Below are 24,428 nucleotides of genomic sequence, written 5' to 3'. Positions count from 1 at the left end.
ATTACTCAAAACGATCAATGATGTCAGATGAGATGTTAAGTTTTCTCATATGGAGCTTGGTATAGGCTTGGCGGAAGTTCTTGGTCATGGAAATCATGACTGATGCAGTCCATGCAAAGGAAAACATTCCAGAAAAAGCGATGATCACTGCCAGCATCTTCCAGCCATCGGGAAGAATGTCCTCCATAAATCCCATTGCCGTATAGGTGCTACCGCTAAATAAAATACTTTGCCCCAGAGCGGGTAGTAACCTGAATGCGTACAAAGCTATACCCCAAATTAATATTTCAGCGATATGTGTTAAGAATAAGCAGAAGACGCTCACGTAAAAACAGAGAGCTACAGCAGAGTATTTTTTCTCAGCCAAATACAGAAAAGTTTTCACTTCATAGCGCTTGGCAATCTGCAGTAACGCTACCCCATGAAAAACCATGATCAACAAGAGCATGGCGCCGCCCAAGAGATAGCCTGGAAGATCTAGAGATGTGGCGATGCTAGTTTGCGAAGGATTCATAAGGGGATTTTACAGGCGAGCGCTTGTTAACCCAATTGATACCAATCCCGAATCACCTGCCAAGCCTCCTGGGCGCTTTCAGAGAAGTGGATAGTTTGCATATCCTCCTCATTAATCACGCCAAACTTCACCATGTGATCAAAGTTAATCATTTCATTCCAATATTCTTTACCCACCAGAATAACGGGAATGGGGACGACTTTTTTAGTCTGGATCAGTGTCAACACCTCAAATAACTCGTCACAGGAGCCAAACCCGCCAGGAAAGGCAACGATCGCTCTAGCACGTAACATAAAGTGCATCTTGCGCAACGCGAAGTAATGAAAGCGAAAACTTAAGCCAGGGCTAACATAAGGATTCGGGTGCTGCTCTCTAGGTAGGCTGATATTAAAACCGATGGTTTTATCACCCGCCTCAAATGCACCTCGATTAGCGGCCTCCATAATTCCAGGGCCGCCTCCAGTGCAAATATGAAGTTTATTAAAGTTGCTCTCTTGAGTAGCGTTATAGTGAGCCACTAATGACCCGAACTCTCGGGCTGATTCGTAGTACTTACTGTGCAAAAGTGCTTTGTTTGCTTCTGCAATCTCGTCTGGAGTCTTTGCTTTTTCCTTTTGAGTCAGCGCCTCAACATGACTAATAAATCGCGTTGAGCCAAAGACGGTAATCGTATGCTCAATGCCTTGCTCATTTAGCAGAACATTGGGCTTGAGTAACTCCAACTCAAAACGAATGCCCATAGTCTCTCTTCGAGCTAAAAAGGCTTCGTCACCAAAAGCAAACTTATAAGAATCCTCGGAATCTTCTTCCGATATTTGGCTCTTGTGTAGATTTAAAAACTCAGTAATCGTCTGCGAGTTATTAATGGGGAGTTTTGGACTCATATTGCAACCTTTGAGGGCATGTATAGATCAATCTTAACCCGCGTATTAACTTAGTGTTAATACCTAGTTCTCTCGAAGAATATGGCTTCTAGGGATTGTTGGGATTTACCTAGTACTAAAGGCGAGTTAATATTGCCAGAATTTCAACTAAATCGAAGGAAAAGCAATGAGCAACCGTTCAATCATCATCATGGTACTAGTCTTAATTGGTGCTACTGCCTACTTACTCCTCAAAGGCGACGGCAACGTTGATATGGGCGGCGAAAAGCATGGTGCAGAAGCTGCTCATATGGAAGAAGCTAAGAAAGATGCTCCTGCCGCCGCTCCAACAGCACCTGCTGCTGCTCCAGCGGCTGATGCTAAGAAGTAATTTCTTCTTTTGCCGATAAAACCGCGGCCCGCCGCGGTTTTTTTATCTCCATATTTTAATGAAGCTGATATTTTCGTCACTCCTGTCTCTTACACTTTTATGTGTATCGCAACTTGCTATTAGTCAATCATCCAAGCCCATGAAAACCATTGATCAGCCCACCTTATCTTCTTTTGCCCCAACCGGTGTTTTGCGTGTTGGCATTAATTTGGGAAATCCGGTTCTTGCTAATGAAGATCCGATCTCAAAAAACCTATATGGGGTAACCATTGATATTGCCAATGAGATTGGAAAACGCATTTCATTGCCCGTGCAATTAATCCCCTTTAAATCGGCAGGTGCAACAGTAGATGCAGTGAAGACCGGAGAAATTGACTTAGTCTTTGTGGCGATTGATCCAGTCCGGGGCGCAGACATCAGCTATACCCCAGCCTATATACAAATTGAAGGTGCTTATATGGTAAAAGTCTCTTCTCCATTAAAGACTAACGATGAAGTAGATGCTGCCGGCAATGAAATTGTCGTTGGCAAAGGTAGCGCCTATGATCTTTACCTTACGCGCGAAATTAAGAATGCCGCTCTTCTAAGAGCTGCAAGCTCACAGACAGTGATTGATGACTTCATGTCTGGAACGGGCAATGTTGCGGCAGGTGTAAAACAGCAGCTAGAAAGTGATGCCAAGCGCTATCCGGGATTGCGCATGCTACCTGGTCGATTCATGGTGATTAATCAGGCGATTGGCATTCCGAAGGCTAGAGCCAATTATGAAAGTACAAGCGCCTATTTAAGCAATGTCATCGCAGAACTCAAGCAGTCTGGGTTTGTGGCAGACGCTATGAAACGTCACAATATCCAAGGCGCAAAAGTAGCTGACCAATAAAGCTAATTGGGTTGGTGTAGATTAACGTGTATGCATGCAATTTAGTACGATACTGTACTCATGAATTTTCCCGCTCAACTGAATACCCTTCCTCTTGTGGTACACCTAAAACGAGAGCCTGCAGAGCATAAAGGCAATGCAGGCAAAGTCGTTTTAATTGGCGGCGCTCCAGGAATGGCGGGCGCCCTGATTTTGGCGGGCAATGCCTGCCTTCATCTAGGCGCAGGCTGGACTATCCTAGAAATCTTAGATCCTGCTTCAGCACGTGCAGATGTCGATCACCCCGAGCTCATGATTCGTCAGGCTACAAATAATATTTATGAGACTCTGAATACCACTCAGCCCGATGTTATTGCTATTGGACCAGGTCTTGAAAAATCCGCTTTAGCGATTGAATGCCTGCGTGCGTCACTCTCATACCCAAACATACCATTGGTGGTTGATGCTGATGCCCTCAATTTAATCAGCGAATCCACTGTGTTGCTTGAACAACTACAAGCGCGCAATCACACTCTTCCAGAATTGACTGTTCTCACGCCTCACCCTGGTGAAGCAGCCAAACTTTTGAAGATCACAACCGAAGAAGTGCAATCAGATCGCGTGGGCGCTATTCAAAAGTTAGTTGAATTAACCCAATCGATTGTTGTCCTCAAAGGACAACATACCCTGATTGCCTCACCACAGCACCCTCTAGTTCAATGTCTTGCCGGAAATCCTGGAATGGGTACTGGAGGCATGGGGGATATTCTGACGGGAAGCATTGCTGCCATTGCTGCCCAAGGAATTCGGCATCAACTAGATCTATGGCAAGCTACTGGGATTGCAGTTGAGCTGCATGCCAGTGCGGCAGATAGCTTAGTGAGTAATGGGATTGGTCCGATAGGCCTAACGCCCTCCGAGACCATTTTAGAAATGCGAGCGCTACTCAATAAGCTGTTATAAATCGATATGCATTCAGCAAGCGCAGCACATCATCACCGACGTTACCTCCATGGCATCTTGATGGCCGGAGTAGGTTCTATGCTATTTTCCGGCAAAGCGATTTTGGTAAAACTCGCCTTTGGTTATGGTGCAAATGCGGAGACTCTTCTTGCCTTACGTATGCTCATGGCGCTTCCTCTGTTCTGGGGAATATTCTGGTGGGAGTCTCGCCGTAAGGCGATGGACCCTATCACTTGGCTTGATCGCGCAAAATTATTCTTCCTTGGATTTTTAGGTTACTTCCTATCAAGCTATATTGATTTCTTGGGACTTCAATACATCTCGGTTGGCCTTGAGAGAATTGTTCTTTACCTCACGCCAACCATTGTTTTAATAATCTCTTATTTTGTTTTAAAGAAACCCGTATCTCAACTACAGTGGATATCGCTCATCGTTGGCTACATTGGAGTGTTTATCGTCTTTATTCAAGATGCGAGCTCCACCGGCATTAATGCCTGGTTAGGCATGGCTCTTGTGTTTGGCAGTGCCTGCTCCTATGCGGCCTACATGATTGGTGCTGGAGAAATGGTGAAGCGTATTGGTAGCGTGCGCTTAGTGGTCTATGCCAGTTCAGCCTCGGCATTTTTGAGCATAGCGCAATCAACCATCCATAACCCAATGGCTATATTTGAACAGCCTCTACCCATTTATTGGTTTAGCCTTCTGAATGCCAGCTTATGCACGGTCATTCCAATGCTGCTGATTATGATTGCCATCAACCGCATCGGATCTCCACTTGTAGCTCAAGCTGGAATACTTGGCCCAGTCTCCACCATCTTTATGGGATATCTCATTCTGGCGGAGCCAATCACTTGGACGCAAATTAGCGGTATGACTTTGGTGATGGCTGCAATGTGGTTGTTAGTGCGCAATGAACCCCAAAGAAAAAAGTCACCAAACCCCAAAAGATCTGATGACTTCGATGGTGCAGAGCCCCTCAACTAAAGGCGACTCATTTAAGCGTATTACTGAGCTGCGGCCTCAGCTGCTGCCTTAGCTTTCTTTTTGGATTTCTTTTTTGCTTTTTTCTCAGCCTTCTTTTCTTTCTTTGCTTTTTTCTTTGCTTTTTTCTCAGCTGACTTCTCAGCCGGAGTGGCGGCAGGTGCGGCCACTGGAGCGGCAGCAGGTGCGGCCACTGGTGCAGGTGCAGGAGCTGGATCAGCAGCCATCACAGAGATGGGGGCAATGCCGATAGCAGCAGAAATAAGGGTTGCCAGGCTCAAGCGCGCGATACGAGAAATCATGTAATTCTCCAAGATAGTTTGTGGATAATTTAATAATACTCAAAAATTTGAGAAAAATGCTTCATTTTTTAAAGGTTGCTTATGAGTGGTTTTCCGAACGACATTTTTACTGAGCCCCAAGGCTACTCCGTCAATACCCTAGAACAGCTCGGACCCTTGACTGGCATGGCTGGGATTTGGGAAGGTGTTCGTGGTTTGGACGTAAAGCCCAAAGCCGAAGGCCCTAAGAAGCAAGCTTATGTGGAGCGAATTGAGCTCCAACCAATTGACCCCCAAACCAATGGCCCTCAGCTTTTTTATGGCTTGAGATACCATACCCACATCACTAAACCCGATCAAGTAAAGACCTATCATGACCAAGTAGGGTATTGGTTATGGGAGCCCGCAACTGGCAACATCATTCATACGCTGAGTATTCCTCGAGGCATGATTACGATGGCTTCTGGTAACGCTGCTGCAAATGCAAGGCAATTTGAACTGCATGCAAAGGAAGATGATCGCTGCGCAGGCATATCATCCAATCCATTTTTGGATTACGCCTTTAGAACGATTGAGTTTCGCATTCAGGTTTCAATTCACGATGATGGTACTTGGTCTTATGAACAAGACACCGTGATGAAGATTAAAGATCAAGCAGAGTTATTTCATCACGTTGATAACAACACCCTGCATAAGATCGGTGAAGCCACTCCTAATCCCCTGGCTAGATAAAAGCAGTATCACCCTAGAATGCAATAAAGGCCATCAGATGATGGCCTTTATTTCTTAATGCTGAACCACTTAAGTTGATCACGCAGGCTGCGCTTCAGCCTCGGTAATTTTTTCTAACGCAGTTGCGAGATGTCCAACTGTGCGGTCAACATGCGTTAATTTTTCCAGGCCAAACAAACCAAGGCGGAAGGTCCGGAAATCTGGACGCTCGTCACATTGCAACGGTACACCCGCTGCAGTTTGTAAGCCCAGAGCAATGAATTTCTTACCAGATTGAATATCAGGATCTTTGGTGAAGCTCACTATTACGCCTGGGGATTGATACCCTTTAGCCGCCACCGAAGGGTAACCCTTAGACACCAATAGATCGCGGACCTTGGTACCCAATTCAATTTGCTTGGCTTTTAATGCTGCAAAACCAAGTGACTGAGTTTCCTTCATTACACTGCGCAAAATCTTTAAAGCATCAGTAGGCATAGTGGTGTGATATACGTGACCACCTTTTTCATAGGCCTCCATAATCTGTAACCATTTTTTCAAGTCCATCGAGAAGCTAGTACTTTGAGTTGAGTCAATGCGTTCACGACCTCTTTCACCGAGCGCAATCAAGGCACAACATGGTGAACTGCTCCAGCCTTTTTGTGGCGCTGAAATCAACACATCAACATTACATGCCTTCATATCAACCCACATTGCGCCAGAGGCAATGCAGTCCAATACAAAAATACCATCCACTGAGCGCACTGCTTCACCAACGGCTTTAATGTAATCATCCGGAAGGATGATGCCAGCTGATGTTTCAACGTGCGGCGCAAAAACAACCGCAGGCTTTTCTTTCTTGATAAATGCCACTACCTCTTCAATCGGAGCAGGTGCAAAAGCGCCTTGTGCAGAGTTATCTAGTTGTCGGCCTTTTAAAATAGAGACATCTTTGAAAGAGCTATCCAAATCAAAAATTTGTGTCCAGCGATAACTAAACCAGCCATTGCGCAACACTAGGGATTTCTTATTATTAGCAAATTGGCGGGCTACTGCTTCCATGCCAAAAGTTCCGCTACCGGGAACAATGACTGCAGAGCTAGCGTTATAAGCATCTTTAAGGACACTCGAAATATCAACCATCACGCGCTTGAACTCTTCAGACATGTGATTTAAGGAGCGGTCGGTATAAACAACCGAGAACTCCAATAATCCATCTGGATCAACATTGGGGAGTAAGCCTGGCATAGTAATTTCCTAGGGATTTCAGTGATTAGCCCTAAATGATACCGATTTAAGGCTTTCTTGTGGTCTAGACCCCAAAACCCTGCTTAAAAGGGCGTTTTTGCCAGTTTTGGCAGTTTTACCCTCCTCTTTTCGAGGAGATAACAATACCCGCCACAATCAGACCAAAGGCGAGCCCATGAAATAGTTGGGGAGGCTCACCCAGCATGGCAGCCGATAAAAGCGCAGTAAATAAGGGTATGAAATTAGCAAAAAAAGCGGCAACCGTAGGTCCTGCTCCATTCACGCCCAGACCCCAGAAGCGATAAGCAATTAAGGAGGGGCCAATTGCTACAAAGACAATTAAAGAGGCGGTCCACCAATTGAGATGCAGAAAAGCATGCCCAGCTGCAATTTCAAAACCATCAAAAAATCCCGTCCACAACAGACCCACTGTTACTTGCGCCATTAAAAATTCAGCCCATGGCCATTGGCGTTCTGTGCTGGTGCCTGGACGACTTAACATCCAACTATAAAAGGCCCACAAGATAGTGGCTAACATTATTAAAAGATCGCCTACTACCATTTGCATAGACAGTAAGGCCGACAGGTCTCCACGAGTAAGCACAATGCCAACACCGAGCAAGCTCACTACTGCGCCAATCATCTGCAAGATGCCGGGCTTTACTTGATAAAACACAGCGCCAATGAATAGCATCCAGATGGGCATGCTAGCGCCGATCAAGGTGACGTTAATAGCGGTAGATGTTTGAAGGGCGAGATATAACAGTACGTTATAGCTACCTACCCCGAATAAACCCAAGAGGAGGAAACGTTTCTTGTTTTGCCATAAAGCACTTCCCGGCATCAGTACACGCCAACCCAAAGGAAGTAACAGTAAGGCAGCCAATCCCCAGCGGACTGCGCTTAAGGTAATTGGGGAGATGCTTCCAACCAATACTCGCCCAGCGATTGCATTACCTGCCCATAAAGCGGTAGCTGTGAGCAAGTAGGCAATGGTGGCGAAATTCAGTTGGTACATACAGAGGGGCTTAATGGGGAAGTAGTTATTTGAGGTCTCCAAGCAAGGGATACCCTAGCATTGTAGAAACAAATCCCCGGTATTGCTAAGATAGAGCTTAAATTAAGCTTTTGCTTCTACAAAATAGCATCAAAAAGAAGGATACATTGTGGCAATCATTACCAATATAGAAGACTTGCGGGTCCTCCATCAAAAGCGCACCCCTAAGATGTTCTACGACTATGCAGACTCGGGATCGTGGACTGAGTCAACATACCGTGCCAATGAATCCGATTTTCAAAAGATTAAATTGCGTCAGCGTGTAGCGGTCAATATGACTAACCGCACCACCAAGACAACCATGATTGGCCAAGAGGTTGCAATGCCAGTGGCGCTGGCACCTACAGGTCTTACTGGCATGCAACATGCCGATGGTGAAATTTTGGCAGCCAAGGCTGCTGAAAAGTTTGGTGTGCCATTTTGCTTATCTACTATGAGTATTTGCTCAATTGAAGATGTGGCGGAGCACACTACAAAACCATTTTGGTTCCAACTTTACGTCATGAAAGATCGCGGCTTTATTGAGCGCTTAATTGAGCGCGCTAAAGCAGCCAAATGTTCCGCACTAGTTCTGACTCTGGATTTGCAAATCCTAGGTCAGCGTCATAAAGATCTTAAGAATGGCCTCTCCGCCCCTCCTAAGCTGACGATTGCCAATATGATCAATATGGCGACTAAGCCACGCTGGTGCTTGGGTATGGCTATGACGCCACGCAGAACCTTTCGCAATATTGTTGGTCACGCTACTGGTGTCGGCAATATGTCTTCACTGTCTTCTTGGACTGCAGAGCAATTTGATCCGGGCCTCAATTGGGGTGATGTGGAATGGATTAAAAAACTCTGGGGTGGAAAGCTCATTATCAAAGGTATCTTAGATGAAGGTGATGCGCGCTTGGCAGCAAACTCGGGCGCCGATGCTTTAATTGTCTCCAACCATGGCGGCCGTCAATTAGATGGCGCGATTTCTAGCATTCAGGCTTTACCTGGAATTGTGGATGCTGTTGGCAAAGATATTGAAGTATGGATGGATGGCGGCATTCGCTCAGGTCAAGATGTTTTAAAAGCATGGGCTTTGGGTGCGCGCGGCACGATGATTGGTCGCCCTTTCCTATATGGCTTAGGCGCCATGGGTGAGGCTGGTGTCACCAAGTGTTTAGAGTTAATTCACAATGAGTTGGATATCACTATGGCATTAACAGGTCATCGCGATATTCAGAATGTGACTAAAGATATTTTGTATCCAGGAACCTTTTAAATTTTTCCCATCCTCAACCACCCTCTTGCTGTCTTTGGCGTCTCACTTACAGTATTTGCCTTCTCTGTTTGGTTTGGATATGCCGCACTGAGTCGCTACCGTACAAAAGATACTGAGACATCTGCAGATCTTGGCATTATTCAGACCGCCACCTTAACCTTGCTAGCCTTAATTATTGGCTTTACCTTCTCAATGGCTATCAATCGCCATGATCAGCGAGAGCTCTTTGAGGAAGGCGAGGCAAATGCCATTGGTACCGAATTCTTAAGAGCTGATCTGCTGCTCCCAAAGGCTGCAGCGGCTACCAAGGACCTCTTACTTCAATATACAGATCAACGCATTCTGTTTTACTCAAAACAGAGCCCCGAAAAGATTGAAGAGATTCGTAGTAAAACAGATCAATTGCAAACTGCCCTCTGGAATGAGATTCTTCCAACCGTTCGCACGCAACACACTGCTTCTATTGCATTGGTTGCTGCTGGTATGAATGATGTTTTGAATTCTCAAGGCTATGTACAAGCAGCTTGGTGGAATCGCATCCCTCTTACGGCTTGGGCATTGATGGCAGCAATCGCTATTTGCGCCAATCTTTTGGTTGGATTTGGCGCGCGGAATTTTGAGAAGAACGTCGGTCTATTCATGATCTTTCCTTTTGTTATCTCAGTATCTTTCTTTTTGATTGCGGACATTGATAGCCCAAGAGGCGGAGTCATTCGGATCGAAGCTAGAAACTTAGTAGCACTAAAAAACAACCTCACCCAACAGATGAAAATTGCCAGTCCATTGATCGGCAATCAATAAGCTTCAGCGTAAAGGCGGTCCAGATGAAACGAGTAGTGGATGTTTTTAAAAACCGTGGCCGCGAACTCGTGTGGACTTATGTCATCCACCTTCAGAATGATGAAGAATTCCATCCTGGGCAACTAGATTTCGAAGTTGAAGCCCTTAGGCTCTCGCAAATAGACAAGCGTGGCTTAGCAAATGAGCTCAGCGCTAAGGTTAGACTTAACAACTGACTTTGCTTTACCTTTTTAAGGGGTAAAGCCCCTGGCGTTCTTGTTGTTAATGAGATTCATTATCATTTGTGATGAATTCACTTAACATCCATATGCAATGCCGAAAATCAAATACCACCCCGCCTCTATCTTCTTTCATTGGCTTGTTTTCTTCCTAGTTGTCGCTGCTTTTGCAGTGATTGAACTCAAAGGACAGTTTCCCAAAGGCAGCGAGCCTCGTGAGCTGTGCAAATCAATCCATGGCGTTATTGGACAGCTCATTTTTATAGCTATGGCTCTTCGCCTCATCATCCGTTTGACTTATGGCGTTCCTGAGCCCACAAACCCAAAGACTTTATTCATTTCATTAGCTAAGGTAATGCATTGGCTGCTGTATGCCCTGCTCTTGATATCACCTATTTTTGGCATCTTGTATTTCCAGTATGGCGGCAAAGAAATCCACTTCTTTGGCTTGGTATGGCCTCAGCTAGTCACCCCCAATCCAGAAATGAAAAAAGTAGTTGAAGGGATCCATGAATTCCTAGGAAACTCACTCTATTTTTTGATTGGCATTCATGCTTTAGCAGGCTTGTGGCAACATTACGTCGTAAAGGACGATACACTTCGTCGTATGCTGAATAAAGTTGATGCCTAAAATGAAACCTCTCTCTAAAAAAGCCAAGATGGCAATAGGCTGGACAGTCTTAATGACTGTAGCGGGCACCGCGATGCTGCATCAATGGCAATTTTTTGCCATGGGTTTCGCATCTCTTGCCATGTTGCTCGTAGCCAATCATTACGACCTTCTTAAAGACCCAGAAGACAAAAAATAATCCCGCCGGTTTGGGCGGGATTAATTGTTAGGTGCCCCAAGATTCTGGGGCTCCATTAGAGGGCCGGATAGTCCGTATAACCCGCCTCTTCGCCACCATAAAAAGTAGCGCGGTTATAAGCATTCAGAGCGGCACCCTGCTGAAATCTCTCCGCTAAATCTGGATTAGAAATATAGAGTCGTCCATAAGCTACTGCATCAGCCAGACCTTCTTCTAATACTTTTTCACCCATAGCTTGGTCATACCCACCGGCGGTGATAAATTTGCCTTGATAAGCAGCACGGAACATCTCTGAGGTAATAGGAGCATCTTCAAAGACTTGATCGCCGCCGCCGGCACTGGTTGAGCGAGGCTCAATCATATGCACGTAAGCTAAGTTATAGCCATTAAGCTTCTTAATTGCGGCAGTAAATAATGCTACCGGATCACTATCACCCATATCGTTGAAAGTGCCGTATGGTGAAAGGCGAACGCCCACTTTATCGCTCGGGAATACTTTGCTTACAGCCTCGATCACTTGACCCAATAGGCGCAGGCGATTATCAATCGAGCCGCCATATTCATCCATACGTTGATTAGTTTTATCTTGCAAGAACTGATCTAACAAGTAGCCATTGGCCGAGTGAATTTCAATACCATCAAAGCCTGCAGCTTTTGCATTCTGTGCTGCCGCCTCAAACTCTTTGAGCAAGCGAGCAATATCTTCCAAACTCATTGCCGTTGGAGTCTCATAATCATGCAACTTCCAATCTGCGCCATACGTTTGACCAGCCGCAGCAATTGCAGAGGGCGCCTCAGGTACACCCTGCTCTGGATGCAAGGAAGAATGCGAGATGCGGCCTACGTGCCACAGCTGCGCAACAATCGCACCACCCTTGGCATGAACTGCCTCAACAATCTCTTTCCATGCAGCGGTTTGTTCCGCCGAATAGATTCCAGGCGTCGCTGGGTAACCCTTACCCAGTGGAGAAATCTGTGTTGCCTCAGTAATAATGAGTCCGGCACTCGCACGTTGTGCGTAATAGGTTTTCGCTAACGGATTAGGAACATCACCATCAATCGCACGCATTCGTGTGAGTGGTGCCATTACTAAACGATTTTTTAAATGAAGTGCCCCCAGATTTACCGGAGTGAACATGATTTCTTTGCCTGACATTTGCTGCCTTTTAAATAAGTAAAAAGAGGGTTGACTGTAACAAGGATTGGTAAATTTTGCTGAACATGTGATTAAGCGACGCCAAATTGTTCGCGTATGCAATCTGCTAGCGCGTTAAATTCTTGAGTATGTGCCGTAGAGGGTCGCGCAACTAAAGCAATCACTCTTTTGGGTGCTGGTGAGGCCAACTCTTTTGCGACTAACTCAGAGTTATTTAATAGACTACTTTTGACCGCCATTCCAGGAAGCAAGGCAATACCAAGTCCAGACTCCACCATTTGCAACAAGGTCAACAAGCTAGTAGCTTCCATCCCCTCAGCCTTACGAATGTCAGTGCGCTTACACGCTTGCAAACTATGCTCTCGTAGACAATGCCCTTCTTCGAGTAGCAAGAGGCGCTCGGCCATCTTGGCAGGCAAGGTCACTTCCTTTCCCTTCAAGGCGGGATCCCCCTCCTTGGCAACCAACCAAAAATGGTCGTCAAATAATTCCTGAACGAGAAGACCCTCAACATCATATGGAAGCGCTATCAAAGCAAAATCCAATTTATGCTCAGCTAATCTAGAGAGCAGATTAGCAGTGAGATCTTCTCTGAGTGTAATTTTAAGTTCTGGAAAACGACTGCGAATTTCCGGAAGCACCGTTGGCAATAGAAATGGTGCAATAGTTGGTATGACGCCCAAACGAATTGTGGCAGTCATGGGTTTACCAGTGGCGCCTGCATACTCCACTAAATCTTCAGATGCCGCCAAGATTAGCTTGGCACGCTCAAGAACCTCCAAACCTATTGGAGTGATAGATACATTCTGTCGATCACGTTCCACCAAGTGGATCCCCAATGCATCCTCCAACTCCTTAAGGCCAGCACTTAAAGTCGACTGACCAACAAAACAGGCTTGAGCCGCGCGCGTGAAATTGAGCTCTTTCGCCAATGCAACGAAATACCCCAGTTGCCTTAAAGACGGCAAATAAGCCATTTTTCCCTCCATTATCGAATAATTAGATAAATACTATCATAATGATTCATTAGACTGATTAATAAATAAGGCGCACACTGCATTCATGGTTGAAAAAGCAGCAAAGAATACTCAACAAACCGTATGTCTTAATAAAGGAATCAAAATGACACGCCCAGAAATCAAAACCATCCAAAACTTAGAGTCCGCCTTTGCCGGTGAATCCATGGCTCATATTAAGTATCGTTACTTTGCTAAATTGGCTCGCGCGGCTGGCGACGAAGAAACCGCAAAAATCTTTGAAGCAACCGCTGACCAAGAAGTGATGCATGCCTTTGGCCACTTAGACTTACTCTACCCTGCCGGCACAATTACTCCAGCAAGAGCCTTAGAGATTGCCATTGAAGGCGAAACCTATGAATACACAGAAATGTATCCATCCTTTCGGAAAACGGCAGTTGAAGAAGGCAATGCTGCGGCCATACAAGAAATCGATGAGCAAATTGCGGAATCTAAAGAGCATGCTGAGCAATTTCAGGCGGTATTGGCCAAAGCAGCAAAACGCTTCGCAGCGTTAGCAAACGTTGAAGAGCGTCATGCGAACCATTACAAGCAAGCTTTGGAAAAGGCTAAGGTTTTTGCAGCCCAATAAGATGAGCCCAGAAAGAATTAGAAATTAAATTTAAAATCAACAGACTATTTAAGGAATCAAAATGAAAACTTACCAATGTATCGTGTGCGGCTATATTTATGACGAAGCCAAAGGAATCCCAGAAGATGGCATTCCAGCCGGCACACTCTGGGCTGATGTACCAGAAGATTGGGAATGCCCTGATTGCGGTGTAGCAAAAGCAGACTTCGAAATGGTTCAGGTAAGCTAAGACCGCTTCAACATCCCTTTACCCTGTTTACCTATTCGTCACTTGGAGAGCCCAGCTTTGGATCAAACTACCCCTCAATCCCAATCCGCAATTGTCATCATTGGCAGTGGATTGGCTGGCTACACTGTCATTCGGGAAATTCGTAAACTGGATAAAGCAGTTCCGATAACGCTAGTAACGCGTGAGCCTGGATATTTTTATTCAAAGCCTATGCTTTCCACCGCTCTTGCGAGCAAGAAAGAAGCAGCGCAATTAATCTCCACGCCAGCAGATGGCATGGCAACGCAACTAGAGATGACTGTCTTGGGTGAGTGTGACGTAAGCTCAATCAATCCTAGCTCACAAACTATTCATACCAGCAAAGGTGAAGTGCCTTATGGAAAACTGGTAATGGCTTTGGGTGCCGATCAAATTCGCCTCCCACTTCAAGGGAGCGCCGCGAACGAAGTCATCACAGTAAATGATCTGGAGGACTATGCACGCTTTCGCAATGCAATCAATGGAAAAAAGAAAGTTGCTATTCTGGGTGCAGGCCTGATTGGTTGTGAATTTGCCAACGATCTTGTGCTGGGCGGCTATGAAGTAGATGTGATTGACTTGGCTCCACAGGCCCTGGGTCGCCTCTTGCCTGAAGCTGCAGCTCTAGAGCTACAGGAGAAACTCAGTGCAGCTGGCGTGCGTTGGCACCTATCTACAACCGTGCAAGTAATTGATCGTCACGGAGGCTCTTTGCAGGTCACGCTAGCTAATGGCAACATAATCTCTTGTGACGTATTTTTATCGGCTGTTGGTCTGAAGCCCAGAATTGAATTAGCTAAAGCATGCGGCATTAGTACGGGGACCGGCATTCAGGTAAACCGCGAACTCGAAACCAATATTAAAAACATCTTTGCTATTGGAGATTGTGCAGAGGTGGACGGCTTAGTTCTGCCTTACGTGATGCCCATCATGCAAGCAGCAAGAGCATTAGCACCCACCTTAATCGGACAAACTACCGCACTTACCTATCCAGCGATGCCGGTAATGGTCAAAACCCCCACTTTGGCTACCATAGTTTCTCCGCCAGCTAATGGTGCCGAAGGTAAATGGACCACATCACCTATTGAGGGTGGTATGGAGTCTCGCTTTGAATCCACTAATGGCAAGTTGTTGGGCTTTGTATTGATGGGTACCGCTACCGCACAACGTGGCGCACTCACCAAGGAGCTGCCAGCTATTTTGACTTAAATCCTCTGAAATTTATTTGATTGATCAAACAAAAAGGCCCGCGATGCGGGCCTTTTATTTATGCAGCTGGTAATAATTAAGAAACGATCACAAACCATGTAGTGTTGTGTGATTGAGCAACCATCAAGAACAACATTGGTACGGATAACAATGTGTTTAAACGGGATACTAACATCGCAACGCGAGCAGATTTTGCCTTAACGTCAGCTTCAACGGCAACGATGCCAAGAGCGCGCTTTTGATTTGGCCAAATAATGAACCAAACATTAAAGGCCATTACCAAAGCAATCCACATACCTAAACCAATTGCGCGGAATGGGGCTTGCAATGTAAATGCTTGGTGTAGGTAACCATTTAAAGCGGCAACAATCAAACCGGTTAGTACAGTAAACAAAGCTGCGTAACGGAACCAGAACAAGGCTGCTGGAGCAATCACTTTTCCAATTGCTGGCTTTTGCTCATCAGGAATCTTTGGCATTGAAGGAATTTGCACAAAGTTAAAGTACCAGAGCAAACCAATCCACATCACACCAAACATCACATGCAACCAACGGAAAATAAATGGGAGCTCGGCAGAACTAAAGTTGCCGCCTAAAGCCAAAATAATGAGGGCGAGGAGGACAAAACCCGCAAAAACGGTGCGTCCTAAAGAGGTCAAGATTGATGTCATTAGATTTTCCTAAATAAGATAAATTAAATTAAGCAAAATTTTGGCTAGCAAAATCCCAATTCACTACATTCCAAAAATTTTCTACATATTTTGGTCGCGCATTGCGTGTATCAATATAGTAAGCATGCTCCCAAACATCACATGTCATCAGCGGCTTAGCATCTGTGGTGATAGGAGTTGTAGCATTACTGGTAGAAGCAAGATCAAGGCTGCCATCTGCTTTTTTAACCAGCCATGCCCAACCTGAACCAAAAGTTCCTACAGCACACTTTGTAAACTCTTCTTTGAATTTATCAAACGAGCCCCACTTGGTATTGATAGCATCAGCCAATGGGCCGCTAGGAGCTCCACCACCATTTGGCTTCATGCTTGACCAATAAAAGGTATGGTTCCAAACTTGTGCGGCGTTATTAAATACACCACCTGTAGATTTCTTAATGATATCTTCAAGAGATGAATTTTCAAACTCAGTCCCTTTAATCAAATTATTTAAATTAGTGACATAAGCCTGGTGATGTTTACCATAGTGGTACTCCAAAGTTTCCTTGGAGATATATGGAGCCAAAGCATCGAGTGCATATGGCAACTGAGGTAAGGTATGTTCCATTTATATTCCTTTTAATTACATTGCGCCAAAGTTAGATTAATTTTGAATAACTATAGACTATTCTGGGGTTTTTGTTTGATCCAAGAAAAATGCCGGCAAAGCAGCCTGCCGGCATTAACTTCAACTCTGTTTATAAAGGTTTATTGAGCGGTCCAGCCGCCATCCATGTTCCAAGCCACTCCACGAACTTCAGAGGCGTCTGGCCCACAAAGGAAAACCGCCAAGGCTGCCAATTGCTCTGGACTCACAAACTCTCCAGAGGGCTGCTTTTCGGATACCAGGGCATTCTTGGCGGCCTCATTAGAAATGCCTTCGCGTTCTGCGCGAGCGTCTACCTGCTTCTGAACTAAAGGGGTTAATACCCAACCCGGGCAAATTGCATTGCAAGTAATGCCAGTGCGCGCATTTTCCAAAGCCGTCACTTTAGTTAATCCGACAATGCCATGCTTAGCAGCAACATAGGCAGCCTTCTGAGTAGAAGCTACTAAGCCATGTACTGAGGCGATATTAATAATGCGGCCCCAGTTGCGTTTTTTCATACCGGGTAAGGCATGGTGTGTTGTGTGAAATGCCGAACTTAAATTAATAGCAATGATGGCATCCCACTTATCTGTTGGAAACTCTTCAATGTTCGCGGTGTACTGAATACCCGCATTATTAATTAAGATATCAAGCGAACCAAAACGCTTCTCTGTTTGCTTGATCAGGTCTTCAATCTCAGCGGGCTTGCTCATATCAGCACCATGGTAATCAACCTCTACACCACAGGCTTTAATTTGAGCAATGGCTTCATCTTTCTCGCCAAAACCATTGACCATGATGTTGACGCCTTGTTTAGCCAGTGCAATAGCCATTCCTAAGCCAATACCGCTAGTGGAGCCAGTAACTAAAGCTGTTTTACCTTTTAATGTGGACATATCATTTACCGTATCAAGTTAATTAAAAGGGCTGCAAAACGCTTTATGGGCCCCAAAACTGGATGTTACAGGATGTGCTGAACCACCCCCGGAGGTGATGCACCAGGGTGGTCAGAACCTATAAATATTAGATTTTCTTAAGAGCCCGCAGGATCTTTTCACAGGTGATGGGCTGATCAAAGACGGATGCATTTAATGGTGCCAAGGCATCATTAATAGCGTTTTGAACTGCACCTGGCGCTCCGGCTGTACCAGCCTCACCTGCTCCTTTAGCGCCCAATTTGGAAGATTGGGTAGGCGTCTCAACGTGAGCAACCTCAATATCCGGCATCTCATTAGCCATCGGCACTAAGTAATCCGCCATGCTGCCATTGCGCAACAAACCACTTTCATCATAGAGACACTCTTCGAACAGAACGCCACCAATGCCCTGTACGATTGCGCCGCGCACTTGTTCATTGACCAACATTGGATTGATAACGCGACCACAGTCTTCTACCGCCCAATGTTTCAATAGCTTCACAAAGCCTGTGTCTGGGTCAACCTCAACGTAAGACGCTTGCACTCCATTAGTAAAGATGAATGGATATTCTTTTTGTGTGTAGTGACGCGTCACCATGAGATCAGCAGAAAATCCAGCCGGTAAAGTATCGGTGCGGAAATAACCCACTCTACCCACTTCACTAAAGGGCAATAATTGCTCACCAGTCGCTTTATCAAGGATATGTCCACGACGCGCAGTTAATTCAGCAACAGGTCGATTCAAAATAGCACCCGCAAGTTTAATGATGTTTTCTTGCAGTGCTTGAGAAGCCAAGAGAACTGCTTCACCGCCAACACCGGCTCCACGTGATGCCCAGGTACCGCCCCCGTAAGGAGTGACATCGGTATCACCAGTAATAACACGTACTTGATCGATTGGAACGCCAACAGCATCAGCGGCAATCTGGGTATAGATACCTTCAGTGCCTTGACCTTGTTCCCCAACACCAATCAATACCGAAACCACACCGCTAGGATCCATACGAACAGTAGCGCCATCCTGCGACGCAATACGTGCGCCACCCACACCATAAAAAGCGGGACTTGGATTGGTTAACTCAATCAAAGTTGCAAATCCAATGCCGCGATAGATTCCTTTTTTGCGCAACTCAGCCTGCTCTTTACGCAGGGTGGAATAGTCCATCATTTTTTCAATGGTTCGCAAACATTGTTCATGCGAGAGAACTTCTAACTTAATTCCAGAAATTCCGGAGCAAGGATAAGCGTCATCCGGAATCACGTTACGCTTACGGAACTCAAGTGGATCCATTTGCAATTTTTCCGCAGCCAAATCTACTAAGCCTTCGGTCACAGCGCAAGCAATCGGATGGCCTACGCCACGATACTGACAAGTTGGTGTTTTATTCTGAAAAACAACATTGAGCTTAGCGCGATAGTTTTGATGCTTATAAGGACCACCGACCAAGTTCACGACTTGATTGCCTTCAATAGCACTAGTTCTAGGGAACATGGAGTATGGGCCAATTGCAGTCAGATCATCGATCTCAAAGGCTAAGATATCACCTGCCTTATTGGCGGCTATACGTCCTTTAATGCGATGCTCACGCGCATGAATATCACTAGTGAATGATTCAAGACGGTCTGCTACAAACTTCACGGGGCGCTCAAGCATCATGGCAAGCCCTACGGTAGCGAAGTCATCTGGATAGGCATGAACCTTAATTCCAAAAGACCCACCCACATCCTTGCAAATGACATGCACATCTGATTCTGAAAGACCAAACTGACGGCAATACAGATCTTGCATCATGTGTGGCGCTTGTTGCGAATGGTACACAGTGAGACGACGATCGCCTGGGTTGTAATCTGCAATCTGACAGCGCGGCTCAAGCGTTACACCGGTATGGCGCCCAAATCCAAAAGTAGCTTCTGCTACCACGTCAGCAGTTGCAAATACTTCATCCACATTACCAACATCGAGGCTACGGGTAAAACATAAATTATCACCAAGGTCGGGATGAATAACCGGAGTATCTGCATCAAGCGCAGTTTCCATGGAAACGACTGCCGGCAACTCTTCCCACTCAACATCGATATGCTGCAGAGCGTCTTCCGCCTGCGCTCTAGTTTCTGCAACCACCGCCACCACCGGCTCACCCTGCCAACAAGCGCGATCGATTGCTAAGGCGTGTTGAGGAGCAGACTTCATACCAGCTAGGTGACCTAAAGTGGCTACCCAAGGCTTACAAATTTTCGCCATTTGCACGCCATCTACAACCGCAAGAACACCGGGCATATTACTAGCATGCTCTATATGAATTTTGCCGATTTTCATGTGTGCTACTGGGGAGCGCCAGAACACCACATGCGCCATACGAGGCAGTTGAATATCATCGATGTAGGTGCCCTGGCCTTCAAGCAGGCGTCGAGCACCATGTCTTGGTTCACTGTGACCAATATAACGCTGATCATTTGTTACGGGATCGAGCACCATTCCTTTTAAATCACTTGGCTTATTCATAATGCGTTTTCCTCAATACCTTAAGCGTTAGCAAGGACAGGTTTAATTTTTTGGCCCTTGGCACGAGCATCTAATACATCGATGATTGCATCGACAATAGAGTGGTAGCCAGTGCAACGACAGTAATTACCTGAGATCCATTCGCGCACTTGTTCGCGCGTTGCTTTTGGTTGCTTCTCAATCAACTCTGCTGCAGCTAACAACATGCCAGAGGAGCAGAAGCCGCACTGCATAGCGTTGTGGCGCATAAAAGATTCTTGTAGATCTGTCAAAACACCATTTTTGGTGAGACCTTCGACCGTTTCAACCACACTACCATCCGCCTGTACTGCCAGAAATAGGCATCCGCGAATGATTTGCCCATCCACCTTGACGGTACAAGCCCCGCACGCGCCCTGCTCACAACCCAAGTGAGGGCCTTTTAAATGCAAATCTTCGCGTAAAAAATCCACTAGGTGTCTGCGCGGTTCAATCTCTGCGTTGACGAGTCGACCATTCACGGTCATTGAAATTTTTTTCTTCAAACTCATTTTGATCTCCGAATTCTTTTGCCAATACTTACTATTTGAGTATTAAGCAATCATGTGCTTGAGTCCACGCTCGAGCAATACACCAATTAAATGTTGTTTCGCTTCTGCGCTATTAGTTATGTCTGCAATTGCTTCGATTTCATCACGCGCTTCTGCTACAGCCCTAGCAATCAACTCATCGTTGAGTTTTTGGCCATTGATTAAATCCTGCGCTTTAGTTGCCATTACTGGCGTAGCGCCAACAGAGAAGAATGTAAAGGCACAGCGAGTCAAAACATCACCTTGCTTCTGTGCAACTGCAGCTAAACCAGCAACCGCATAGTCGCCATGACGTCTAGCCAGCTCATGAAAATAGAAAACTTCTTGCTTGCTTGCCAATGGAATCTCAGTCGCCACGAGAATTTCATCGGGCTCTAATGAGGTCGTATACAGGTCAATGAAAAAATCGTTTGCAGAAATTCGGCGCTCGCCTGCTGGTCCATGAATAATCATCGTCGCCCGTAAAGTTAAGCTGCAAGCGGGCCATTCAGCCGCTGGGTCACCATATGCCAGTGAGCCTCCCCAGGTTCCTAGATTGCGAATGGCGCGATGGGCAATATGTGGGGCTGCTGCTTTTAAAAGTGGGGCATGTTTTGCGACTAATTCTGAATCTTCAATTTCAGTATGGGTCACTAACGCGCCAATACGCAAACTATCACCAACAACTGAAATACCTTTGAGCTCAGCGATATCAGTGATATCGATTAACACTGCGGGCTCAGACAAACGCATATTCAAAGTGGCTAATAAAGTTTGCCCACCCGCAATTAATTGAGCATCATCACCGCCCTGCTCAAGCAAAGACAAGGCCTCTTGTAAGGCCTTGGGCTTTACATAATCGAATGCTGCAGATTTCATTAAGTCTCCTCCACCACCAATGTATTAAGCTTTTCTAGCTTTTTATTTTTTGCGCTACTTTTTTATTACCCCTTTTTTATTTACCACCAGCGTCTGACTCCAACGCCAGCGTCTCCCCGCCTAATTCTTTTGCGAATTTCTGAAAAAAATCATCTGCAATCTTTTTTGCCGATGCGCTAATTAAGCGACCGCCAATTTGACCTAACTTGCCACCAATCGAGGCTTCCGTCGTATAAGAGACCAAAGTACCTCCTTCGGCTTGCTTTAGCTCCACTCGTGACTTACCTTTGGCAAACCCTGCCGCCCCACCAGACCCTTCAAAGGCCATAGAGCAAGATTGGTCCGGGATGATGTCACTTAGGAGCAATTTCCCTGCAAAACGGGCTCTAACGGGCCCAATTTTGAACATCACCTTGGCATGAATCTCTTCTGGGGAGATGCGACTGATCTCCTCGCAGCCAGGAATGGACTTGGCCAACACGTCAATATCGTTCAAACCCTTCCATACTTCAGGGATTGGAGCGGATATGAGTTGCTCGCCATTTAATTCCATTTGATCTCCTTGGGGTTTGTACGAATAGAGTCTTATCTACCAATTGTTCAACAATGTACCATTATTTAACTTTTGGTCAATAAGTCCAAATTCGGATAAACCCTGAGAATCCATGCGTTTTACTGAAGATAGCGTTTCCAGCCCAAATACTACTGAAAGTTCAGAAGGCCCTTTGGCGCCCATCCGAAAAAGAATGGGTACAGCCGAGCGTAAACGCCAAATATTGGATAGCGCTATTCAGTTCTTTGCTAGAAATGGTATCGATGGTCAATTAAGAAATTTATCTAAAGAACTAGGCATCACCCATACCCTGCTTTATCACTACTTCCCCACTAAGGATGCGCTGATTCAAGAAGTTTATAAAGAGGTCTTTGAATCTCGCTGGAAGCCAGAGTGGGAAGAGTTGCTGGATGATGACTCCCTCACTCCCGAAGAAAAATTCAATGCATTCTATTTGGACTACTCCAACACAGTCTTAACTTATGACTTTGTGCGCATTTTGATTTTTTCTGGCTTAAGTGATCACTCTATTAGCGATCGCTTCTTCGAGCTCTTGCGCACGCGCTTATTACCAAGACTCATTCGCGAAACTCGCAAGTATTGCGGCAGGTCTGATACATCAAAGCCCACCCAGCGTGAGCTTGAATTCCTCATGGGATTGCATGGTGGCGTCTTCTACATTGGCATGAGGCGCTGGATCTATGGACAAGCCATATATGCCGCCGAAAGCCCCAACACAGAACAAGAAATTATTCGCGACCGAGTGCAGTCTTATCTCCATTCCGCTAAATCACTGTTTGCTTAATTCAAAAGGTATCCATGTCTAACTTAAGCCTGAATCACTTCTCCATCCGCAGTCTAGAGATTGAAAAAACGACTGAATTTTTTTGCAAGCTCCTTGGCTTAACTGTTGGTCCAAGACCTGAGTTCCCTTTCCCAGGTGTTTGGCTATACAACGGTGATGAGAGTAGTTGGGCTAATGCGGTCCTGCATCTCATTGCTATCGACAAAAATGATCCGAACGGACTGAAAAAATATTTAGGTGAACGCGACCCCAGCACACTCCATGGGTCAGGTGCAGTAGATCACATTGCTTTTTTTGCAACCGGACTAGAAGAAAAAATTGCTCTCCTAAAGAAACTCAATGTTTCTTATCGCGAGCGCACTGTACCCGTCCTGAAGCTCCACCAAATATTTTTGGACGATCCTAATGGTGTGGTTATTGAACTCAACTACCCGGCTGAAGAAAAGGCTGCTCTGGATACGAAAGCAGCATAGGGGCTATTGATGGCAAAAATTCTAGTTGTAGGCGGCTCTCTTGGCGGTTTGTTTGTGGCAAATATTTTGCTGCGCCAAGGGCATGACGTTACTTTGCTAGAAAAGACTATTGGATCCTTAGACGGTCGTGGCGCTGGCATTGTGACCCATGATGCTTTGGCTGAAGCGCTACGCGCTGCTGGAGTGACTGTTGACGAAACACTCGGCGTACCTGTGACTAAGCGCGTCACTTTGGGTGCTGACGGTCAAAGCTTGGGCGAAATGGAATTACCTCAAGTATTAACCTCTTGGAGTCGCCTGTATCACATGCTCAAAGAAAGCTTTCCAAGCGAGCGCTATCTTCAAGGTAAGACAGTAAAGTCGGCCACCCAAGATGCGCACGCTGTACAGGTGCTTTGTGAAGACGGCAGCCAATATGATGCTGAATTGCTCATTGCATCCGATGGCATACGCTCTGCAGTGCGAGCGCAAGTCGCACCACAGATTCAACCTGAATATGCCGGCTATATAGCTTGGCGTGGCGTATGTGACGAAGCCTGCCTATCAAGGAACACCTTAGACACTCTATTTAATCGCTTTGGCTTTTGTTTGCCTAATGGCGAGCAAATGCTGGGTTACCCAGTTGCTGGCTCTGGCAATGACACGCGCCCTGGAAAGCGTCGCTATAACTTTGTTTGGTATCGCCCAGCTTCAGAGCATGAAGACTTAATAAGCCTTCTGACAGACGATGATGGTCATTATTACCCCACTGGTATCCCGCCCCTCAAGGTGTCTTGGAAGCATATTGCCCACATGCGTAAAGTCGCACAGGAGATCTTGGCGCCACAGTACTCAGAAATATTAGAAAAAACAACTGCACCATTTTTACAAGCCATTTATGACGTGCGCTCCGAACAAATTGTCTTTGGCAGAATCGCACTCATGGGTGATGCTGCTTTTGTTGGTAGACCGCACGTAGGAATGGGTGTCACTAAGGCTGGTGATGAAGCTATTGTGATAGCCAAGCATGTTGCCGCCCATGGCGCTACTCCAGCAGCACTCAATGCATATAGCGAAGAGCGCTTAAAGCTAGGTCAACAAGTAGTGGCTAGAGCCCAGTATTTGGGTCGCTATATGCAAGCCCAAGGAAGCAAGGGTAATAGGGATAACGAGAAGTTGAAAAGAAATGCCGATACTGTGATGGCGGAAACTGCGATTGATATCAGCGATCTATTAGCTCAAGGGAAAGCAGTGCCTGAATCTGCGCACTAAATGGCGCATTCAGTTAAGATTTAAAAAATA

Annotated in this window: 30 protein-coding genes; 16 read left to right on the top strand and 14 right to left on the bottom strand. The window is 45.8% G+C overall.

Going from position 1 to position 24,428, the window contains the following annotated elements; translation table 11 throughout:
- Position 1 precedes the first annotated feature (1 nt).
- On the bottom strand, positions 2-514 hold the full coding sequence (locus tag ICN34_RS07930; protein WP_215359697.1) for a hypothetical protein: 513 nt from the start codon (positions 512-514) through the stop codon (positions 2-4).
- 26 nt (positions 515-540) lie between these two features.
- A complete protein-coding gene (locus ICN34_RS07925) occupies positions 541-1,398 on the bottom strand; it encodes an LOG family protein (protein ID WP_216121865.1) in 858 nt (285 codons plus the stop codon).
- A gap of 166 nt (positions 1,399-1,564) precedes the next feature.
- On the opposite strand from ICN34_RS07925, the gene ICN34_RS07920 reads away from it, so the two are divergent.
- The 4 genes from ICN34_RS07920 (at position 1,565) to ICN34_RS07905 (ending at position 4,574) form a co-directional block, all read left to right on the top strand.
- Positions 1,565-1,768, top strand: coding sequence for a hypothetical protein (locus tag ICN34_RS07920; protein ID WP_072582947.1), 204 nt, complete (start codon positions 1,565-1,567; stop codon positions 1,766-1,768).
- A gap of 139 nt (positions 1,769-1,907) precedes the next feature.
- A complete protein-coding gene (locus tag ICN34_RS07915) occupies positions 1,908-2,648 on the top strand; it encodes an ABC transporter substrate-binding protein (protein WP_216121863.1) in 741 nt (246 codons plus the stop codon).
- A 60-nt stretch (positions 2,649-2,708) separates the two neighbouring features.
- Entirely contained in the window at positions 2,709-3,590 is an 882-nt protein-coding gene (locus ICN34_RS07910) for an NAD(P)H-hydrate dehydratase (RefSeq protein ID WP_216121861.1), read from the top strand.
- Between the two features lie 6 nt (positions 3,591-3,596).
- Positions 3,597-4,574 carry a DMT family transporter gene (locus tag ICN34_RS07905; protein ID WP_216121859.1) on the top strand — a complete coding sequence of 326 codons (978 nt, stop codon included), beginning with the start codon at positions 3,597-3,599 and terminating at the stop codon, positions 4,572-4,574.
- Positions 4,575-4,594: 20 nt separating this feature from the next.
- Here ICN34_RS07905 and ICN34_RS07900 read toward each other — a convergent pair whose 3' ends face one another.
- Complete coding sequence (locus tag ICN34_RS07900) at positions 4,595-4,873, bottom strand: protein tyrosine phosphatase (protein ID WP_216121857.1); 279 nt, start codon at positions 4,871-4,873, stop codon at positions 4,595-4,597.
- Between the two features lie 81 nt (positions 4,874-4,954).
- Here ICN34_RS07900 and ICN34_RS07895 point away from each other — a divergent pair, with 81 nt between their 5' ends.
- Positions 4,955-5,584 (top strand): FABP family protein, encoded by a 630-nt coding sequence (locus tag ICN34_RS07895; protein WP_216121855.1) that lies wholly within the window; start codon positions 4,955-4,957, stop codon positions 5,582-5,584.
- Positions 5,585-5,662: 78 nt separating this feature from the next.
- Here the strand turns inward: ICN34_RS07895 and ICN34_RS07890 are convergent, their stop codons facing one another.
- Positions 5,663-6,811, bottom strand: a complete 1,149-nt coding sequence (locus ICN34_RS07890) for an aminotransferase class V-fold PLP-dependent enzyme (protein WP_072582953.1) — start codon at positions 6,809-6,811, stop codon at positions 5,663-5,665.
- Between the two features lie 115 nt (positions 6,812-6,926).
- Positions 6,927-7,829 carry a DMT family transporter gene (locus ICN34_RS07885; protein WP_072582954.1) on the bottom strand — a complete coding sequence of 301 codons (903 nt, stop codon included), beginning with the start codon at positions 7,827-7,829 and terminating at the stop codon, positions 6,927-6,929.
- 148 nt (positions 7,830-7,977) lie between these two features.
- On the opposite strand from ICN34_RS07885, the gene ICN34_RS07880 reads away from it, so the two are divergent.
- The 5 genes from ICN34_RS07880 to ICN34_RS07860 all read left to right on the top strand — a co-directional run bounded on the left by ICN34_RS07880 (position 7,978) and on the right by ICN34_RS07860 (position 10,951).
- Positions 7,978-9,123: an L-lactate dehydrogenase gene (locus ICN34_RS07880; RefSeq protein WP_216121854.1), complete on the top strand. Its 1,146-nt coding sequence runs from the start codon at positions 7,978-7,980 to the stop codon at positions 9,121-9,123.
- Positions 9,124-9,315: 192 nt separating this feature from the next.
- Positions 9,316-9,924, top strand: coding sequence for a hypothetical protein (locus ICN34_RS07875; protein WP_255538611.1), 609 nt, complete (start codon positions 9,316-9,318; stop codon positions 9,922-9,924).
- A gap of 23 nt (positions 9,925-9,947) precedes the next feature.
- The gene (locus tag ICN34_RS07870; RefSeq protein WP_216121852.1) at positions 9,948-10,139 is read left to right on the top strand and encodes a hypothetical protein; all 192 of its coding nucleotides are present in this window, start codon (positions 9,948-9,950) and stop codon (positions 10,137-10,139) included.
- A 97-nt stretch (positions 10,140-10,236) separates the two neighbouring features.
- Complete coding sequence (locus tag ICN34_RS07865; RefSeq protein WP_216121850.1) at positions 10,237-10,773, top strand: cytochrome b; 537 nt, start codon at positions 10,237-10,239, stop codon at positions 10,771-10,773.
- Entirely contained in the window at positions 10,766-10,951 is a 186-nt protein-coding gene (locus ICN34_RS07860) for a hypothetical protein (RefSeq protein WP_072582959.1), read from the top strand. The genes ICN34_RS07865 and ICN34_RS07860 overlap by 8 nt, the downstream gene beginning before the upstream one ends.
- A gap of 55 nt (positions 10,952-11,006) precedes the next feature.
- On the opposite strand, the gene ICN34_RS07855 is transcribed toward ICN34_RS07860, so the two are convergent.
- Both ICN34_RS07855 and ICN34_RS07850 read right to left on the bottom strand, forming a co-directional pair.
- Positions 11,007-12,107, bottom strand: a complete 1,101-nt coding sequence (locus ICN34_RS07855; protein ID WP_072582960.1) for an alkene reductase — start codon at positions 12,105-12,107, stop codon at positions 11,007-11,009.
- Between the two features lie 71 nt (positions 12,108-12,178).
- Positions 12,179-13,084, bottom strand: coding sequence for a hydrogen peroxide-inducible genes activator (locus tag ICN34_RS07850; RefSeq protein ID WP_216121848.1), 906 nt, complete (start codon positions 13,082-13,084; stop codon positions 12,179-12,181).
- 85 nt (positions 13,085-13,169) lie between these two features.
- On the opposite strand from ICN34_RS07850, the gene ICN34_RS07845 reads away from it, so the two are divergent.
- The 3 genes from ICN34_RS07845 (at position 13,170) to ICN34_RS07835 (ending at position 15,171) form a co-directional block, all read left to right on the top strand.
- Positions 13,170-13,715, top strand: a complete 546-nt coding sequence (locus tag ICN34_RS07845; protein ID WP_255538610.1) for a rubrerythrin family protein — start codon at positions 13,170-13,172, stop codon at positions 13,713-13,715.
- A gap of 61 nt (positions 13,716-13,776) precedes the next feature.
- Entirely contained in the window at positions 13,777-13,944 is a 168-nt protein-coding gene (locus ICN34_RS07840; protein ID WP_068321654.1) for a rubredoxin, read from the top strand.
- Between the two features lie 57 nt (positions 13,945-14,001).
- Positions 14,002-15,171 (top strand): NAD(P)/FAD-dependent oxidoreductase, encoded by a 1,170-nt coding sequence (locus ICN34_RS07835; protein WP_216121846.1) that lies wholly within the window; start codon positions 14,002-14,004, stop codon positions 15,169-15,171.
- Between the two features lie 76 nt (positions 15,172-15,247).
- Here ICN34_RS07835 and ICN34_RS07830 read toward each other — a convergent pair whose 3' ends face one another.
- The 7 genes from ICN34_RS07830 to ICN34_RS07800 form a co-directional block, all read right to left on the bottom strand.
- On the bottom strand, positions 15,248-15,841 hold the full coding sequence (locus tag ICN34_RS07830) for a urate hydroxylase PuuD (RefSeq protein ID WP_072582964.1): 594 nt from the start codon (positions 15,839-15,841) through the stop codon (positions 15,248-15,250).
- 28 nt (positions 15,842-15,869) lie between these two features.
- Complete coding sequence (locus ICN34_RS07825; protein ID WP_216121844.1) at positions 15,870-16,448, bottom strand: superoxide dismutase; 579 nt, start codon at positions 16,446-16,448, stop codon at positions 15,870-15,872.
- 140 nt (positions 16,449-16,588) lie between these two features.
- Complete coding sequence (locus ICN34_RS07820; protein ID WP_072582966.1) at positions 16,589-17,365, bottom strand: 3-hydroxybutyrate dehydrogenase; 777 nt, start codon at positions 17,363-17,365, stop codon at positions 16,589-16,591.
- 127 nt (positions 17,366-17,492) lie between these two features.
- Positions 17,493-19,889 (bottom strand): xanthine dehydrogenase family protein molybdopterin-binding subunit, encoded by a 2,397-nt coding sequence (locus ICN34_RS07815; protein ID WP_072582967.1) that lies wholly within the window; start codon positions 19,887-19,889, stop codon positions 17,493-17,495.
- A 20-nt stretch (positions 19,890-19,909) separates the two neighbouring features.
- Positions 19,910-20,419, bottom strand: a complete 510-nt coding sequence (locus tag ICN34_RS07810) for a (2Fe-2S)-binding protein (protein WP_072582968.1) — start codon at positions 20,417-20,419, stop codon at positions 19,910-19,912.
- 42 nt (positions 20,420-20,461) lie between these two features.
- Complete coding sequence (locus ICN34_RS07805) at positions 20,462-21,316, bottom strand: xanthine dehydrogenase family protein subunit M (protein ID WP_215292724.1); 855 nt, start codon at positions 21,314-21,316, stop codon at positions 20,462-20,464.
- 76 nt (positions 21,317-21,392) lie between these two features.
- Positions 21,393-21,869, bottom strand: coding sequence for a CoxG family protein (locus ICN34_RS07800; protein ID WP_216121841.1), 477 nt, complete (start codon positions 21,867-21,869; stop codon positions 21,393-21,395).
- Between the two features lie 112 nt (positions 21,870-21,981).
- Here ICN34_RS07800 and ICN34_RS07795 point away from each other — a divergent pair, with 112 nt between their 5' ends.
- Genes ICN34_RS07795 through ICN34_RS07785 form a run of 3 tightly spaced genes read left to right on the top strand, consistent with a single transcriptional unit; the run spans position 21,982 to position 24,398 of the window.
- Positions 21,982-22,674, top strand: coding sequence for a TetR/AcrR family transcriptional regulator (locus ICN34_RS07795; RefSeq protein WP_216862554.1), 693 nt, complete (start codon positions 21,982-21,984; stop codon positions 22,672-22,674).
- Positions 22,675-22,688: 14 nt separating this feature from the next.
- Positions 22,689-23,147: a glyoxalase gene (locus ICN34_RS07790; RefSeq protein ID WP_216121839.1), complete on the top strand. Its 459-nt coding sequence runs from the start codon at positions 22,689-22,691 to the stop codon at positions 23,145-23,147.
- Positions 23,148-23,156: 9 nt separating this feature from the next.
- Positions 23,157-24,398 carry an FAD binding domain-containing protein gene (locus ICN34_RS07785; RefSeq protein ID WP_215292726.1) on the top strand — a complete coding sequence of 414 codons (1,242 nt, stop codon included), beginning with the start codon at positions 23,157-23,159 and terminating at the stop codon, positions 24,396-24,398.
- The last annotated feature ends 30 nt before the right edge of the window (positions 24,399-24,428 follow it).

The sequence above is a fragment of the Polynucleobacter sp. Tro8-14-1 genome, assembly GCF_018881655.1.
Lineage (GTDB): Bacteria > Pseudomonadota > Gammaproteobacteria > Burkholderiales > Burkholderiaceae > Polynucleobacter.
Note: the sequence above shows the minus strand (reverse complement) of the source record. Positions and strands in the feature narration are given on the sequence as shown.

Coding starts and splice junctions, on each gene's coding strand:
- ICN34_RS07930 (WP_215359697.1), bottom strand. CDS start 514: ATGAATCCTTCGCAAACTAGCATCGCCACATCTCTAGATCTTCCAGGC.
- ICN34_RS07925 (WP_216121865.1), bottom strand. CDS start 1,398: ATGAGTCCAAAACTCCCCATTAATAACTCGCAGACGATTACTGAGTTT.
- ICN34_RS07920 (WP_072582947.1), top strand. CDS start 1,565: ATGAGCAACCGTTCAATCATCATCATGGTACTAGTCTTAATTGGTGCT.
- ICN34_RS07915 (WP_216121863.1), top strand. CDS start 1,908: ATGAAAACCATTGATCAGCCCACCTTATCTTCTTTTGCCCCAACCGGT.
- ICN34_RS07910 (WP_216121861.1), top strand. CDS start 2,709: ATGAATTTTCCCGCTCAACTGAATACCCTTCCTCTTGTGGTACACCTA.
- ICN34_RS07905 (WP_216121859.1), top strand. CDS start 3,597: ATGCATTCAGCAAGCGCAGCACATCATCACCGACGTTACCTCCATGGC.
- ICN34_RS07900 (WP_216121857.1), bottom strand. CDS start 4,873: ATGATTTCTCGTATCGCGCGCTTGAGCCTGGCAACCCTTATTTCTGCT.
- ICN34_RS07895 (WP_216121855.1), top strand. CDS start 4,955: ATGAGTGGTTTTCCGAACGACATTTTTACTGAGCCCCAAGGCTACTCC.
- ICN34_RS07890 (WP_072582953.1), bottom strand. CDS start 6,811: ATGCCAGGCTTACTCCCCAATGTTGATCCAGATGGATTATTGGAGTTC.
- ICN34_RS07885 (WP_072582954.1), bottom strand. CDS start 7,829: ATGTACCAACTGAATTTCGCCACCATTGCCTACTTGCTCACAGCTACC.
- ICN34_RS07875 (WP_255538611.1), top strand. CDS start 9,316: ATGGCTATCAATCGCCATGATCAGCGAGAGCTCTTTGAGGAAGGCGAG.
- ICN34_RS07870 (WP_216121852.1), top strand. CDS start 9,948: ATGAAACGAGTAGTGGATGTTTTTAAAAACCGTGGCCGCGAACTCGTG.
- ICN34_RS07865 (WP_216121850.1), top strand. CDS start 10,237: ATGCCGAAAATCAAATACCACCCCGCCTCTATCTTCTTTCATTGGCTT.
- ICN34_RS07860 (WP_072582959.1), top strand. CDS start 10,766: ATGCCTAAAATGAAACCTCTCTCTAAAAAAGCCAAGATGGCAATAGGC.
- ICN34_RS07855 (WP_072582960.1), bottom strand. CDS start 12,107: ATGTCAGGCAAAGAAATCATGTTCACTCCGGTAAATCTGGGGGCACTT.
- ICN34_RS07850 (WP_216121848.1), bottom strand. CDS start 13,084: ATGGCTTATTTGCCGTCTTTAAGGCAACTGGGGTATTTCGTTGCATTG.
- ICN34_RS07845 (WP_255538610.1), top strand. CDS start 13,170: ATGGTTGAAAAAGCAGCAAAGAATACTCAACAAACCGTATGTCTTAAT.
- ICN34_RS07840 (WP_068321654.1), top strand. CDS start 13,777: ATGAAAACTTACCAATGTATCGTGTGCGGCTATATTTATGACGAAGCC.
- ICN34_RS07830 (WP_072582964.1), bottom strand. CDS start 15,841: ATGACATCAATCTTGACCTCTTTAGGACGCACCGTTTTTGCGGGTTTT.
- ICN34_RS07825 (WP_216121844.1), bottom strand. CDS start 16,448: ATGGAACATACCTTACCTCAGTTGCCATATGCACTCGATGCTTTGGCT.
- ICN34_RS07820 (WP_072582966.1), bottom strand. CDS start 17,365: ATGTCCACATTAAAAGGTAAAACAGCTTTAGTTACTGGCTCCACTAGC.
- ICN34_RS07815 (WP_072582967.1), bottom strand. CDS start 19,889: ATGAATAAGCCAAGTGATTTAAAAGGAATGGTGCTCGATCCCGTAACA.
- ICN34_RS07810 (WP_072582968.1), bottom strand. CDS start 20,419: ATGAGTTTGAAGAAAAAAATTTCAATGACCGTGAATGGTCGACTCGTC.
- ICN34_RS07805 (WP_215292724.1), bottom strand. CDS start 21,316: ATGAAATCTGCAGCATTCGATTATGTAAAGCCCAAGGCCTTACAAGAG.
- ICN34_RS07800 (WP_216121841.1), bottom strand. CDS start 21,869: ATGGAATTAAATGGCGAGCAACTCATATCCGCTCCAATCCCTGAAGTA.
- ICN34_RS07795 (WP_216862554.1), top strand. CDS start 21,982: ATGCGTTTTACTGAAGATAGCGTTTCCAGCCCAAATACTACTGAAAGT.
- ICN34_RS07790 (WP_216121839.1), top strand. CDS start 22,689: ATGTCTAACTTAAGCCTGAATCACTTCTCCATCCGCAGTCTAGAGATT.
- ICN34_RS07785 (WP_215292726.1), top strand. CDS start 23,157: ATGGCAAAAATTCTAGTTGTAGGCGGCTCTCTTGGCGGTTTGTTTGTG.